Source organism: Seonamhaeicola sp. ML3, from assembly GCF_023273855.1.
GTDB lineage: Bacteria > Bacteroidota > Bacteroidia > Flavobacteriales > Flavobacteriaceae > Seonamhaeicola.
Genome location: NZ_CP096884.1, coordinates 3,393,770 through 3,409,052, shown reverse-complemented (window position 1 = coordinate 3,409,052; position 15,283 = coordinate 3,393,770). Strand labels below are relative to the sequence as shown.

The window sequence follows — 15,283 nt, the reverse complement described above, 5'->3', positions numbered from 1 at the left end:
TAAAAATCTGTTAGGATTCTGCAGTGGTTAATACTAATGAATTACATTTGTTAAAATCCTTTTTTTGTGGCAAAAGTTACTTCCCTAGAATTTTCAAAAACCGTTTATTTCTCGTCTTTAATATGTGATTACCTAGCTGAGAAGCCAGGGCTAAAGGCTTTTTACAACAGGTTTCCGGATATTGAAAGTTTCAAAAGTCAAATCGAAGAGAAGCAAAAGTTTTTTACAGATGATGCTAGACAGACGTTGGTTTGTTCGCTAAATAAACAATACAAAGGGGTAAAAGCTTCCGAAGCATCTCTTAAAAACATAACACTTTTAGAAGAAGCCACAACATTTACTATAACTACCGGTCACCAACTAAATTTATTTACTGGGCCCTTATACTTTTTGTACAAGATAGTTTCAACTATAAACCTCGCCAAGCAGCTAAAGAAACACTATCCCGAATTTAATTTTGTGCCTATATATTGGATGGCCACCGAGGATCATGATTTCGATGAAATAAATTATTTTAATTATAGTGGCAAAAAGGTACAATGGAATAGAGCACATGGCGGCGCTGTTGGCGAATTATCTACCAGAGGACTTGAAGAAGTTTATAATGTAGTAGAGTCGGAATTTGGTCAATCTAAAAATGCCCAAGAATTAAAAGAACTATTTAATAATGCCTATTTAAATCATCAGGATTTAACAAGCGCTACCAGATATTTAGCAAACGAACTTTTTAAGGATTACGGATTAGTAATTGTTGATGGCAATGATAGTGACTTAAAACGTTTGTTTATTCCCTATGCTGAAGAAGAATTATTACATCAAACTGCTTTTAAGAAGGTTTCGGAAACCAATGAAAAATTATCAAACGGGTATAACATTCAAGTAAATCCACGAGAAATTAACTTGTTTTATTTAGATGAAGGTTTACGGGAGCGTATCGTTTTTGAAGAGGGCGTTTATAAAGTAAACAACACAAAAATTGTATTTAGCAAGAGTGAGATACTAGGACACCTCTATGAGGTGCCGGAACGGTTTTCTCCAAATGTAATTATGCGCCCGTTGTATCAGGAAGTAATTTTACCAAATCTCTGTTATATTGGCGGAGGTGGTGAGTTGGCTTACTGGTTTCAATTAAAAGGTTTTTTTAAAGCTATTGATGTACCATTCCCAATATTGTTGCTCAGGAATTCTGTATTGATTCAAACCGAAAGTCAGACTAAAAAACTCAAGAATCTTAATATTTCAAACGAAGATATTTTTTTAAAACGAGACGCATTTATCAATAAAAAGGTTCGGGAGATTTCTAACATTAATATAGATTTTTCGGAACAGAAAAATCATTTGCTGATTCAGTTTGAAGAACTTCGAAATTTAGCCAAACAAACCGATAAATCTTTTTTGGGAGCTGTAGAGGCTCAAGAGAAAAAACAGTTGAAAGGATTGGATAGGCTAGAAAAGCGTTTGTTGAAGGCACAAAAAAGAAAGTTGTCCGATCAGGTTCAAAGGATGACAGATATTCAAAATGAATTATTCCCTAACGGAAGTTTACAGGAGAGAAACACTAATTTTTCAGAATTTTATTTAGAATACGGAAAACAATTGATTCCCGAGTTAATAGCACGGTTACAACCTTTACAACAGGAGTTTTTAGTGTTGACCATGTAGCGTCCTTAAGTTTTTTACGTTCAAAAAATGTTGAAAAAATAAAGTAAGCTAATTCGTTAGTACAAAATCAATGCTTACTTTTGCGCATGCAACATGATAAGGTACTCATTTTAGACTTCGGATCGCAATACACACAGCTTATTGCCCGTAGAGTTAGGGAACTCAACATTTACTCCGAAATACATCCATTTAACAAGATTCCATCAAACGTAGAAGCCTATAAAGCCGTTATTCTTTCTGGTAGTCCAAACTCTGTAAGAGGGGAAGATGCCTTGCATCCAGATTTATCAGGAATTCGTGGTAAAAAGCCATTGTTAGCGGTTTGTTACGGGGCGCAATATCTAGCGCATTTTTCAGGGGGCGAAGTAGCGCCTTCGAATACGCGTGAGTATGGTCGTGCCAATTTATCTTTTATTAAAGTTAACGAACCGTTCTTTGCTCATATTCATACAGGAAGTCAGGTTTGGATGAGTCATAGCGATACCATAAAACAACTCCCAACCAATGGAGTTTTAATGGCTAGTACGCATGATGTTGAAAATGCAGCATATAGAATAGATGGTGAAGAAACTTATGCCATTCAGTTTCATCCAGAGGTGTATCATTCTACAGATGGTAAGCAATTGTTAGAGAACTTTTTAGTGAGTATAGCTGGTTTTACACAAGACTGGACACCAGATTCTTTTATTGAAGAAACCGTAGGGGCTTTACAAGCAAAAGTTGGTAAAGATAAAGTGGTCCTTGGTTTATCAGGAGGCGTTGATTCTACTGTTGCTGCAGTTCTACTAAATAAAGCTATTGGAAAAAATCTATACTGTATTTTCGTTAATAACGGATTACTCCGTAAGAACGAATTTGAAAACGTGTTAAACCAATACGAGGGTATGGGGCTTAACGTAAAGGGCGTTGATGCTTCAGGACGTTTTCTGGATGCCTTAAAAGGCATTGAAGACCCCGAGAAAAAACGTAAAGCCATTGGTAATGCGTTTATCGAAGTTTTTGATGATGAAGCTCATAAAATTGAAGACGTTACCTGGTTGGCACAGGGAACGATATATCCTGATGTAATAGAAAGTGTATCTGCTACTGGCGGTCCTTCGGCAACTATTAAAAGCCACCATAATGTTGGCGGGTTGCCAGACTTTATGAAACTTAAAATTGTAGAGCCGTTGCGTGCTATCTTTAAAGATGAGGTTCGTAGAGTAGGACGGTCTTTAGGTATCGATCCCGAACTTTTAGGACGTCATCCGTTCCCAGGACCTGGTTTAGGTATCCGTATTTTAGGCGATATCACCGCAGAGAAAGTACGCATCCTTCAGGAGGTTGATGCTATTTTTATCAATGGATTAAAAGAATGGGGCTTATATGACGATGTTTGGCAAGCAGGAGCCATGCTCTTACCGGTAAATAGTGTTGGTGTAATGGGAGATGAACGTACTTATGAGAAATGTGTGGCGCTTAGAGCCGTTGAAAGTACAGATGGTATGACCGCAGATTGGGTTAACTTGCCCTATGAATTCCTTCAAAAAACATCAAACGAAATAATAAATAAGGTAAAAGGCGTTAATAGAGTAGTCTATGATATTAGTTCAAAGCCACCTGCCACCATTGAGTGGGAATAACAGGCGTGACTTTATCAAAAATTAAGTGTCATATATTTGTCATACTGAACTTGTTTCAGTATATCATAACAACTACAAATTAATGTTAAGATTCATTTAGACCCTGAAATAAATTCAGGGTGACAGTTGATTTATGATTAATTTCGGCAAATGATAATTTTTTAAATAATTTTGAATTATAAGTCAACTTTATATTACAACGTAACGTATATATTTAGTGAGTTTGAAAATATTAGTAGGCCATAAGTTGTACTTGCCTTCTAAAAACAACAATTAGTTTTGCAAGCGGGTGTTTTTTGGCACGTTATATGCTTAACCAAAACTAAACGAGTATGTCATTTACATGCTTAATGCTTAAAACTTATTATATGAGTAAATACATTTCCATTTTTTGTTTTCTATGTCTTTTTAGTTTTAATCTGGGTACGGCACAAAATTACAGTACTCACAAGGTAAAGCAAGGCGAAACTGTAGAAGAAATTGCAAAGCGTTATTTTGTAACACCATTCGATATTTACAGTTTAAACCCAGAAGCAAAACAAGGATTAAAACCCAATACCATACTCATAATTCCGAAATCTAAAGTAGATACTAAAACTACTATTGTTAGGGAATTACAAGGTTTTAAAACTCACAAAACTAAGCGTAAAGAGACCTTGTATAGCTTAGCCAGAAAGTATAGTGTTACAGAAGACGAGATAAAAAAGCACAATAAACATTTATACGCCGAACCACTGCGCAAGGGTGATAAACTACAGATTCCTATTTATAAGAATACAGAAGTTGTTGAAGCTGTTGAGCTATATAAGACCTATATCGTTCAACCCAAGGAAGGTAAATGGCGTGTGGCTTATAAATTCGGGATTACAATAGCCGAACTGGAAGCATTGAACCCAGACATGGGTGAGGTTTTAAAAGAAGGACAGGAAATTAAGGTGCCTAATATCGAAGATGAAGCCGAAAAACAAATAGATAATCAATTTAGCTATTATAAAGTCTTACCAAAAGAAGGGTTCTATCGTCTAAAAATTAAGCTAGGCTTAGAACAGGCCGAATTGGAGGGGTTAAATCCCGGTTTATCAGAAAGCGGTTTAAAAGCGGGAATGATTCTTAAAATCCCTTTTAATGAGTCCGTTAACGTTGAAGAAGAAGCTCGAATTAGTTTAGTTGATAGTATTTCTAATTATTCAACAAAACATATAGCGGTAATGTTGCCTTTCAGTTTAAACAGGGTAGATTTCGATTCTATTGCCGGTACTGAAAGAAGTATTAAAAGAGATCCTTATTTAGATGCGTCATTAGATTTTCATTCGGGTGTGCTTATGGCCATAGATTCTCTAAAAACGTTGGGTATTTCGTTAAAAGTTGATGTTTACGATACTAAAAACCAAGTTAGCGAAGTTGCCAAAATTATCAAGACCAATAATTTTGAAGACGTAGATGCAGTTATTGGCCCGTTAACCTCAAAAACTTTCGAAAAAGTAGCCTCAGCATTGAGGTCATATCATGTACCTGTAGTGTCACCTATTGGCACCAACTTGAAACTTTACGATAATGTATTTCAATCTAGGGCATCTTCAGATTTACTTAAAAACAAGGTGTTAAACTATGTGAAGTCTGATACTTTAATGAGTAATATTGTGGTTATTGCAGATTCTAGGCACAAAGCTGTTTCTAATGGTTTAAAGCAAGAGTTTATCGCGGCTAGACAGGTGTTTTCTAATAAAGATAAAGATGGAAATGATAAATATTTTGTGGTAAAACAGCAGATAGAAGATGTTTTGAAATCTGGAAACAATATTGTGTTTTTAGAGACCAGAGATGTTGGTTTTGCTTCAAATGTGACCAGTATTTTAGCGTCTTTGATTCAAAAAGAGAATGAAGATGAACAAATTGAGCAAAGAGATATCATCTTGGTGACTACCAATTTCAATAAGGCTTTTGAAGGAGACGAAATAGCTAATGAACACCTTTCTAGACTTCAATTTCATTATGCTACCATCTCTAAGAATTATGATGAAAACGATGCCTTTGCAAAACGTTACGAACAAAAATATTTTATAACACCAAATAAAAGGGCCGTTAAAGGGTTCGATTTAACCATGGATGTGGTGCTTCGTTTGGCATCTTCAGAAGATTTATTCATGTCTGTAAACAAAGCCCCAATAACCGAATATGTAGAAAACAAATTCTCTTACAAAAAGAAAATGTTTGGTGGCTACTACAATGATACGGTGTACTTGGTAAAGCATCAGGATTTAGCCATTGTTGAGGTAAAACAATAAGCGGTCGCGCACTTCGTTTTATAATGTATATCGTCGAGTAAGTTGCTTGATGGAGTTTTGACTCCGCGCATTTTGACAACATATACTATCTTTTGCCGTGATTAGAATTTTTTTAGTGCTTTGCTGTTTTCTTTTAGTTCAAGATGAACCCGTAATGTCTTGGAAAAGTTCTTACAGGCTGTCATGGACAGATTTTAAAGACAAACCCAATCCCAATATTGGTGCTGTAGCGATAACAGCTTCTGGACTAACCTTTGGGTATTCTATTAGAAAACAGGATAATAAGGTCGTAGATTTTTCCTCTGAAGTTCATGCACATTTTTACCCCGAACAATCTTGGTACAAGCCGGAAAGGGCCAATTCACACATTCTAGGCCATGAGCAATTACATTTTGATATTACCGAACTCCATGCACGTAAATTTCGTTACAGAATGGAACGCTTAAAGTTATCTAAGACCATTAAATCGGAATTGAAGGCACTTCAAAACACTATAAATTTGGAATTGAAACAGTTGCAAAATCAATACGATACCGAAACCGATTATTCCAGAAATTATGAAGCCCAAGCCAAATGGGAAACGTATATTGCAGAAGAACTTGAAAAGTATTCTCAATACCAATCTAATTAAATGTCTCTTCGAGTGATTCCGAAGAATGAGGAATTGTATCGAGAAGTACTCAACCTGACAAAAATTTAAAATGCTCCCAGATAAAGAATTTCTCGTAAAACTTGCCCAGACCAAAATGCCTTATGGCAAATACAAAGACCGTTATCTAATTGATTTGCCAGAGTATTACGTGGTTTGGTATCATAGAAAAGGATTTCCAAAAAATAAATTAGGCGATATGCTTACCACGGTTTATGAGCTAAAGGTAAATGGGCTAGAATATTTGGTAAGGAATATTCGGAAGGGGTATGTTGAATCTGGTCAGGACTGATTTTTGAAACAGTTAGGCTACACTCCTTAGTTAGGAGTCAAAGTTATTAAGTGAGAAACAAAGTAAAAAAACTACGAATATTATGTTTGCATAGTTTTTTAAATCAATTAATTACTTTTTTATTTAATCACTTCTATCTTATATCAAACTTAAAATGATTGTAATCTTCTTTGACATCATTAATATCTAAGTTTTCTTTTAAACAGAAAACACCAAATGTGTCAATTTTTCTCATAATTTTGAGATAGCGCAATACTTCATGATAATACTCTCGATTCCAAAAATCATGAACCATAATAATTTTGTTATGATAATTACCAGAATTGTGTAAATGAATTATGGTTTTAAGTATACAAGCTACTCTAAAACGTCCATCGATAAAAATTGTATCTAACATTTCTGGATTTATTTTCTCGAAAACTTGGGATGAGAAGTTGGGGTACAGGCTCTTTGAGGAATCATCTGCTGGATTTCCCCATTCTATGGTTGGACCTATATTAACATGAAAGAAATCAAGTCTTTTCCCTTCAAAATGGCGAATAATTTTATATTTTCTCATAAAATCAATCCATTCTGAACTCGAATCTACAGAATAAATTTTTGTATTGCTCTTCATTAAAGCTCTAATTGTACTTCCCCCTGAACCAAATTCAAGATAATAGCTAGATTTTTTTATTAGTTCGTCAAATGTTTTCTTTTCATTTTTAGACATTCTCCATGGATGAAAAATTGGCCTTGGTAAGTAGCTATCTACCTTTCTAACATTTTTTTTTAGAAAATTAGTAAGTTTTTTCATGTTTGTAATTAATTTAAATTCAGTAAAATACTTTGTTATGAAAACTAAATAAATCAAGTAAAGGTTATTCGACGAACCAAGCGAATATAGAAGAAATTTTTTACAAATGCAAGTGTTGTTTACTCCAACTCCTCACAATAAAAACCTCTTGCAGTAACTTGTTCAATGATGTCTTCTTGCTGTAAATTAGAATTGGTTTCAATGCGTAGTACCTTATCAATATCTTCGAGGTCTATAGACCATCTCACAATATCTGGGTGTGCATTAAAAAGTAACTTTAAGGTGTTTACAGCGGGTTTTGAGGTAATGTTGGTTTTAAGAATATGAATTCTTTCGCCGCGTTTTCGGCTTTGGTAAAATGGACTAATCATGATCTGCTTCTTTGGTGGTTAAACGTTCTATATAGGCTTCGTATGCTTTGTTGCCTTCTTCTTTCCAGAAATCGTCGTAGTATTTCCATTTAGAAAACTCGGCTTTACAGGCTTTATCGTTTTTGGATTTTGATCTCTTCTTGGAGCTATCGTTCCCAAAATTACAGCCTCCTAATAAAATTTTGGAAAGAATAAATACTCCTGCCGCTTGCCAAAAGGTTAGGGTGGGCAAACCAAAAATCATGGGCATCAACCAATTCCATAGCCACATAATAATGTAACCAAATAATATGGCTAGCCCGGTTATGAAAATGGCTCCAAAAATGATCATTCCTATAATCTCTCCTGGAGATTTTCCTCTGAATTTGTGTTTAAAGTAATTAGACATGGTCGTATTTTTTTTAATTAATAATTCGTTTTTTCAGTTTTTAACCTTTTATATAGTTGAGAAATGGCCCTGTGGCGTCTAGACATTAATGTGCCCACTGGAATACCCGTTTCTGCTTCTATTTCTTTATAAGTGTAGCCTTCAAAATCTATGGCTATGATAATATTTCTATAATCTGGCTTTAAGCTAATTATCGCCTTTTTAAGTGCTTCTTTCATTTGTTCTGAATAGCTGTTATCTGCAGATTCATAAACTAGCGAAGCAAATTCTATGAGCTTGTTCTCATTTTGAGAGTCATAATCAACCCGATGTTTTTTTGATGTTCTCATCACATCAATCACCTTGTTTTTTATGGCACGGTATACAAAACCAGCAACATTGTTTATGGGTGAATATCTATCGGCACCAGCAAATAATTTTAAAGCAACATCTTGTATAATGTCTTCGGCATCTCTATTAATGCTAGCTTTAAGATTGGAGCTAACGTATGTTTTAAGCGAAGTGTACTCTTCATTAAAAAACGCGTTAAGCTTTTTACTGTTTTCTGATTGATGATTCATTTAAGGCACTTTTTTTAAGGTGCTTCATGTATAAAGACGCAAGGTTTTTATCCTATTGCATTTTTTTTACAATTATTTTTAATGAAGACTGAATTTATGTTGAAATGTTTCAGAAAAAGGTGTTAAAAATAAAAGTGCCAAATGCTTTTGTTGTTGTTCGTTGCAAAAATATTGGGTGTTAGTGACGGAATATGTCAAGGGTTGAAAATATTTATCGGGCATACGTTTGTTAATAACAACACTTAAATAAGCAATAAACAATTTCCGATTAACTATTTTAATTTTGTAAATTTGCCTGCGTTTATAAGCGCAACATGACAAGTACAAAATACATTTTTGTAACCGGCGGAGTTACATCATCATTAGGAAAAGGTATCATAGCAGCCTCTCTTGCTAAACTATTGCAATCTCAAGGATACCGAGTTACCATTCAAAAATTAGATCCTTATATTAATGTAGATCCGGGAACATTAAATCCGTACGAGCATGGCGAATGTTACGTTACCGAAGACGGTGCCGAAACCGATTTGGATTTAGGTCATTACGAGCGCTTTTTAAATGTACCTACAAGTCAGGCCAATAATGTTACTACAGGGCGTATTTATCAAAGTGTAATTCAAAAGGAACGTAGAGGGGAGTTTTTAGGAAAAACGGTTCAGGTTGTTCCGCACATTACAGACGAGATAAAGCACCGTATTCAGCTTTTAGGTAAGTCTGGCGATTATGATATTGTTATTACCGAAATAGGTGGAACCGTGGGTGATATAGAGTCTTTGCCCTATATAGAAGCGGTACGTCAGTTACGTTGGGATTTAGGAGAACACAACGGTATTGTAGTGCATTTAACTTTGGTGCCTTACCTTTCTGCTGCTGGTGAATTAAAAACAAAACCAACGCAACACAGTGTAAAAACCTTGATGGAAAGTGGAATACAGGCCGATATTTTGGTGTGTAGAACTGAACATCATTTACCTAAGGAATTAAAAAGAAAATTAGCTTTATTCTGTAATGTTACCGAAGAGTCGGTTATTCAGTCTATTGATGCCTCTACCATTTACGATGTTCCGAATTTAATGCTGGAAGAAGGTCTGGATAGTGTAGTTTTAGATAAGCTCAATTTAGCGTGTACCAAACCAGATATATCCAAATGGAACGAATTTTTAACACGCCATAAAAATCCAAAGACCGAGGTCAACATTGGCTTAATAGGAAAATATGTTGAGTTACAGGACTCTTATAAATCTATTTTAGAGGCTTTTATTCATGCAGGAGCGGCCAACGAGGTTAAGGTTAATATTGAGTCTATACATTCAGAGTATCTTAATGAAGATAATATAGAGATTAAACTATCTCATCTAGATGGTGTTTTAGTGGCACCCGGATTTGGTGAGCGCGGTATAGAGGGTAAGATAGACGCTGTTAGGTTTGTACGAGAAAACAATATCCCATTTTTAGGAATTTGTTTGGGTATGCAAATGGCCGTTATAGAATTTGCTAGAAATGTTCTTGGTATCAAGGAAGCAGATTCTACAGAAATGAACCCTGAAACACAAGCTGCTGTTATCGATTTAATGGAAGAACAAAAATCTATTACCGATAAAGGAGGTACTATGCGTTTGGGTGCTTGGGCTTGTGATTTAAAAATGGGAAGTTTAGTAAGAGATGTATATAAGGCCGAAGCTATCAAGGAACGCCATAGACACCGTTACGAGTTTAATGGTGATTATAAGGAAAAAATGGAAGAAGCTGGTATGATTGCTACGGGTTTAAATCCAGATACTGGTCTGGTGGAAATTGTTGAAATCCCGGATCATCCTTGGTTTGTAGGAGTGCAGTATCACCCAGAATACAAAAGTACAGTGGCAAATCCGCATCCGTTATTTGTAGCGTTTGTAAGAGCCGCTTTAAAATATAAAAGCAAGCAAAAAGGTGTCAGTATGGCACAAAGCTAAAATTGGAAAGTTTTTTGCTTTAGACTAAAAATATTTGAAGAGACCTGCCCGGTTGTTAAATCTGGCAGGTCTAAAAGTTATAATAGATGGAAGAAAAAAAGTTAGATATTAACTCGATAATAGGGTTTGTTCTCATTGCCGCCATAATGGTTTACATGTTCTGGCAAAATCAACCCACGCCAGAAGAGCTCGAAGCTCAGGAAAAAGCAAAGCAAGAACAGGTAGAGGCTCAGAAAAAAACAGAAGAGGCTCAAAACTCAAAATTAACTATAGCTGCCGATTATCCAGTTGGATCTAATGTAGATTCGCTTCAGCAAATAGCATTGAACAACAAGCTAGGCGCATTTGCTTATTCAGCAATTAATGGTTCTGAGGGTGAAACCGTTGTGGAAAGTGATTTGTTAGCATTAAAATTTAATAACAAAGGTGGAGCACTTTCAGAAGTTAGATTGAAGGCATTTGTTGACTTTAGAGATGATCCGATATATTTGATTAAGGATAACAATGCGGCTTTCAATATAAATTTTGGAACCACCGATAACCGCATTTTAAATACCAGAGACTTACCTTTTATACCATCGGTTACAAAGAATGGTAATACTACTGTTGTTTCCATGAAATTAAAGGTGTCTGATAATCAGTATTTAGAGTACAGATACGATATTAAGGATGGTGATTACATGATGGATTTCACCATTCGTTCTCAAGGATTGAGTAACGTGATTAATGGGTCTCAAGCCATCGATTTAAATTGGGAGCATACAGGATACAGACACGCCAAGAGTATTTCTTACGAAAACCGTTATACAGAACTTCTTTATGAACATGAAGATGGAAAAGATAGTTATTTAGGGCAAAGAGATGACGAGGAAGCGGTTAACGATGTTACTTGGATTGCCTACAAACAGCATTTCTTTTCATCTATTCTGTTAACCGATAGTGCCTTTAAAACGGTAAATGTAGCTTCAAAGAATCTGGTAGAAGATGATGTTGTTGATACGGTGTATACCAAAAAATTTGTTTCTAAAATCCCATTAGAATTAAAAGGTGGCGAATTAAACTATAACATGAATTGGTATTATGGGCCAAGTGAATTTAAAACGCTTAACGCCTATAATAGAAACCTAGATGAAATTGTGCCTTTAGGCTGGGGGATTTTCGGTTGGATTAACCGTTATGTTTTCATGCCATTGTTTGGTTTCTTAGGAGGCCTTATGCCTTATGGTATTGCTATTGTAGTCATGACCATTTTGGTAAAAATATGTCTGTCTTTTGTACAGTACAAGCAATTCTTGTCTCAGGCTAAGATGAAAATTTTAAAACCTGAATTAGATGCTATTAGAGAGAAGCACAAAGACAATAAAATGAAGGCACAGCAAGAAACCATGGCCTTACAGACTAAGGCAGGGGCGAGTCCGTTATCGGGGTGTTTGCCAGCATTAATCCAGTTGCCTGTGTTTTATGCCTTGTTCCAGTTTTTCCCTTCGGCGTTCGATTTAAGACAGGAAAGTTTCCTTTGGGCAGAAGATTTATCGTCTTATGATACGGTAGCTAACCTTCCATTTAATATTCCATTTTATGGAGACCATGTAAGTTTGTTCCCTTTATTAGCATCTATTGCTATTTTCTTCTATATGCGTTTAACAACAGGGCAAAATGTACAGGCAGCACCACAGCAGGAGGGTATGCCAGATATGGGGAAAATGATGAAATATATGATGTATTTCTCACCAATAATGATGTTGTTTTTCTTTAATAACTACGCCTCCGGATTGAGTTTGTACTACTTCATTTCAAACTTGATTAGTATAGGTATTATTCTTGTTATTAAGAACTACATACTTGATGAAGACAAAATCCATGCTCAGATTCAAGAAAATAAGAAGAAGCCTAAAAAGCAAAATAAATTTCAGGCGAGAATGCAGGAAATGATGGAGCAAGCAGAAAAACAAAAGCAAGCGCAACAAAAAAGAAAACGATAGTTTGTCAACCTGTGTTGTCACCCTGAGCGGAGTCGAAGGGTTGTTTAAGGTTCTCATAATAGAAAATACTAAGCTGCCAAAAGAGATGACAAACACTCATTAATTTTGGCAGCTTTTTTGTAATACAATTTCAAATTGTGTTTTTCGTTACTTTAATGTAATTCCAATATGTCATACTGAGCACAGTCGAAGTGCAGACCTAAAAAACCATTCAAAATAAAAGATATCAAAATGAAAATTTTAAAAATTTTAATACTGGTTATTTCTTTTGTTTCCCTTTCTTATTCTCAATCCATCAATCAGTTTGATGACAACGGAAAACGTCATGGGGTTTGGAAAAAGAATTTTGAAGGCACAAAAGTGCTTCGTTACAAAGGGCAGTTTAATCACGGCAAGGAAATTGGTACGTTCCAATTTTATAAAAACATTAAAGGTAAAGCTGTTTTAACAGCATCGAAGGTATTTGATGCACATAGTAATTTTGCTGAAGTCAAGTTTTTTTCTTCTAATGGAAAAGTAATCAGTGAAGGGAAAATGGACGGTAAAAAGTATGTGGGTAAGTGGAAGTATTATCATAATAATTCTGATAAATTAATGACTGTTGAGCATTATGACAATCAAGGGCAATTGCATGGTAAACGATTGGTTTTTTACAAAAACGGACAGCTTGCTGAATCTTCTTTTTATCAGTTAGGTAAGTTAGAAGGAGAAGCCAAATGGTACTCTATTAAGAACGTAGTTCTTAAACATTTTTTTTATGAAAACGGTGAGTTGCATGGCGTATCAAAATATTACAATCCTAAAGGGGTTTTAATCGCAGAAGGGCGCTATAAAAATGGAAAAAAACACGGCGTGTGGAAGTACTATGAAAACGGTGTGTTGATTAATGAAAAAGATTTTACACCTAAATCAAAATACAAAAAGAAAAGGCTTCCTAATTAAAGGAAGCCCTCTTTCATAGACAATTTTAAATCGAGAGATAGATATTTAAAACCTTAATCCTAACAATTGTCTACTAACAAACTAACCAACTAAATAAATCAAACTGACCAAGTAAAATCTTAATGCAGAGGTGGTAGCACAACCTTGTTGAATGTACGTATTACACCATTAGAGATTTGCACATTAACAGCAATTTTGTAACTCACTCTATAGATTACATTCGCTAAGGTTGGACCACCTTTAGTGCTTGCTGTCATAACTCTACCTTATAGTTTTTTCTAATCTTATTTTAGATTTAAATTCGTTTTAGCTGCCAAAACCAAACAAGCTAAATTATGGTGCTGCTGGAAGCAACACTTTATCTATAACATGTACAACACCATTGGTTGCAAGTACATTTAATAAACTTGGTATTAAACCTGCAGCAGGGCTACTCATTGCTGCATCTTGCACTGTTAGAGCGCTTACATCGATACCTACGTTTTGATCGTTCAACATTTCAACATTTCCAGTTACCAAATCACTTGAGAATACATAAGCATTTGCTTTAACTACGTGATGCGTTAAAATTCCAGCTACAGCAGCAGGATCTGTACTATTTATGGCGTCTGCATCCAAACCAGCTGCTAGGAATGCTGCGTCAGTTGGAGCAAATACTGTAAAAGGACCTGCGGTACCAAACGTGCCACCTAACCCAGCTCTTTGTAAAGCAGTAGCTAATAATGTAAATTCGCCTGGATTTCCTCCTGCAAATTCAGCTACAATTTCATTTATGGTTTGTGTAGGTGGTAATAATACTCTATCAATAACGTGTACTACACCGTTTGAACCTGAAATATCAGTTGCTGTAACTGTAGTAGAACCGTTTATCGTAACACCATTTCCTGCATTAGTTAGGAAAAAGTTTCCTCCTAATGTTGGGATAGTAATCGCTGATCCACTACTTGATGGCAAATCAGCTTCGTTTACTGTACCATCTATAACATGGTAAGTTAGAACAGCATCGGCACCATTAACATCTGTTACACCAGCAGCTTCGAAAGCAGCATTTGTTGGTGCAAATAATGTTAGTCCATTTCCGCTTGGCCCGTTACCTAATAATACAGACAATACATCTGTGTTGGCATTTTCAACTGCTGCGATTAGCGTTGTAAAGTCTTTATTAAAGTATGCAGGTGCTACTATGGTACCTACTATTGGAGCTATAGACGGTGGTACCATAACACTACTGATTATATGTGCTACACCGTTGGTGCCTAAAGCATCTATTCCTATTATTTGAGCACCAGCAATAAATACGCCTGTGTTATCTGAAGTAATAGTTGCTGTTTCACCATTAACCATCTGTAAATCACCAGGTCCAACTAAATTAGATGTTAGTGTGGCTCCTGCATAAACATGATATTCCAAAACGTTTCTTAATACATTTTCTGGGATATCGTCAATACTATTTTGACCTATTGCTACCAATAATGCATCGAATGCATCATTATCAGGTGCAAAAACTGTAAAATTTCCATTTCCGCTTAATGTGTTAATTAAGTCCGGGTACTTCAAAAGTGCTGTTTCTAGACTAGACAGTTGCGGAGTCGCTTGAACTAGTTCAACAAGATTGTTTGTTGGAACAAATGGCGCTGGACCATCATCATCATTGCTGCAAGAGAATGCAAATGTTGCAGCTAAAAATAGCACTAATAATCTTTTTGTGGCTGTTAATGTTTTCATTGTGTAATGTGTTTTTAAATTTTTGTTTAACAAATATACTATATGATTAAACAAAAA

Annotated in this window: 14 protein-coding genes; 8 read left to right on the top strand and 6 right to left on the bottom strand. The window is 35.4% G+C overall.

The genetic code is table 11. The features are described from left to right. Window positions 1-66 precede the first annotated feature (66 nt). The 5 genes from bshC (at window position 67) to M0214_RS14980 (ending at window position 6,510) form a co-directional block, all read left to right on the top strand. Entirely contained in the window at window positions 67-1,662 is a 1,596-nt protein-coding gene (gene bshC / locus M0214_RS15000; protein ID WP_248723373.1) for a bacillithiol biosynthesis cysteine-adding enzyme BshC, read from the top strand. A gap of 86 nt (window positions 1,663-1,748) precedes the next feature. Then, on the top strand, window positions 1,749-3,284 hold the full coding sequence (guaA, locus tag M0214_RS14995; RefSeq protein ID WP_248723372.1) for a glutamine-hydrolyzing GMP synthase: 1,536 nt from the start codon (window positions 1,749-1,751) through the stop codon (window positions 3,282-3,284). Window positions 3,285-3,652: 368 nt separating this feature from the next. Further along, window positions 3,653-5,569 carry a LysM peptidoglycan-binding domain-containing protein gene (locus tag M0214_RS14990; RefSeq protein ID WP_248723371.1) on the top strand — a complete coding sequence of 639 codons (1,917 nt, stop codon included), beginning with the start codon at window positions 3,653-3,655 and terminating at the stop codon, window positions 5,567-5,569. A gap of 154 nt (window positions 5,570-5,723) precedes the next feature. After that, on the top strand, window positions 5,724-6,200 hold the full coding sequence (locus tag M0214_RS14985; protein WP_248723370.1) for a DUF922 domain-containing protein: 477 nt from the start codon (window positions 5,724-5,726) through the stop codon (window positions 6,198-6,200). A 70-nt stretch (window positions 6,201-6,270) separates the two neighbouring features. Next, window positions 6,271-6,510: a DUF3820 family protein gene (locus tag M0214_RS14980; RefSeq protein WP_248723369.1), complete on the top strand. Its 240-nt coding sequence runs from the start codon at window positions 6,271-6,273 to the stop codon at window positions 6,508-6,510. A 133-nt stretch (window positions 6,511-6,643) separates the two neighbouring features. Here M0214_RS14980 and M0214_RS14975 read toward each other — a convergent pair whose 3' ends face one another. From M0214_RS14975 to M0214_RS14960, 4 genes are all read right to left on the bottom strand, one after another. Continuing rightward, complete coding sequence (locus tag M0214_RS14975; RefSeq protein WP_248723368.1) at window positions 6,644-7,306, bottom strand: hypothetical protein; 663 nt, start codon at window positions 7,304-7,306, stop codon at window positions 6,644-6,646. A gap of 119 nt (window positions 7,307-7,425) precedes the next feature. Continuing rightward, the gene (locus M0214_RS14970; RefSeq protein WP_248723367.1) at window positions 7,426-7,677 is read right to left on the bottom strand and encodes a hypothetical protein; all 252 of its coding nucleotides are present in this window, start codon (window positions 7,675-7,677) and stop codon (window positions 7,426-7,428) included. Then, the gene (locus M0214_RS14965; protein ID WP_248723366.1) at window positions 7,670-8,065 is read right to left on the bottom strand and encodes a hypothetical protein; all 396 of its coding nucleotides are present in this window, start codon (window positions 8,063-8,065) and stop codon (window positions 7,670-7,672) included. The genes M0214_RS14970 and M0214_RS14965 overlap by 8 nt, the downstream gene beginning before the upstream one ends. Window positions 8,066-8,082: 17 nt before the next feature. After that, window positions 8,083-8,625, bottom strand: a complete 543-nt coding sequence (locus M0214_RS14960) for an RNA polymerase sigma factor (protein ID WP_248723365.1) — start codon at window positions 8,623-8,625, stop codon at window positions 8,083-8,085. A gap of 314 nt (window positions 8,626-8,939) precedes the next feature. Between M0214_RS14960 and M0214_RS14955 the strand changes: the two genes are divergently transcribed. The 3 genes from M0214_RS14955 to M0214_RS14945 all read left to right on the top strand — a co-directional run bounded on the left by M0214_RS14955 (window position 8,940) and on the right by M0214_RS14945 (window position 13,501). After that, a complete protein-coding gene (locus tag M0214_RS14955) occupies window positions 8,940-10,577 on the top strand; it encodes a CTP synthase (protein WP_248723364.1) in 1,638 nt (545 codons plus the stop codon). An 86-nt stretch (window positions 10,578-10,663) separates the two neighbouring features. Next, a complete protein-coding gene (gene yidC / locus M0214_RS14950) occupies window positions 10,664-12,559 on the top strand; it encodes a membrane protein insertase YidC (protein ID WP_248723363.1) in 1,896 nt (631 codons plus the stop codon). Between the two features lie 231 nt (window positions 12,560-12,790). Continuing rightward, on the top strand, window positions 12,791-13,501 hold the full coding sequence (locus M0214_RS14945) for a toxin-antitoxin system YwqK family antitoxin (RefSeq protein WP_248723362.1): 711 nt from the start codon (window positions 12,791-12,793) through the stop codon (window positions 13,499-13,501). A 119-nt stretch (window positions 13,502-13,620) separates the two neighbouring features. Here M0214_RS14945 and M0214_RS14940 read toward each other — a convergent pair whose 3' ends face one another. Further along, window positions 13,621-13,758, bottom strand: coding sequence for a hypothetical protein (locus M0214_RS14940; RefSeq protein WP_248723361.1), 138 nt, complete (start codon window positions 13,756-13,758; stop codon window positions 13,621-13,623). Between the two features lie 76 nt (window positions 13,759-13,834). Further along, the gene (locus tag M0214_RS14935; RefSeq protein ID WP_248723360.1) at window positions 13,835-15,226 is read right to left on the bottom strand and encodes a fasciclin domain-containing protein; all 1,392 of its coding nucleotides are present in this window, start codon (window positions 15,224-15,226) and stop codon (window positions 13,835-13,837) included. Window positions 15,227-15,283: the final 57 nt, after the last annotated feature.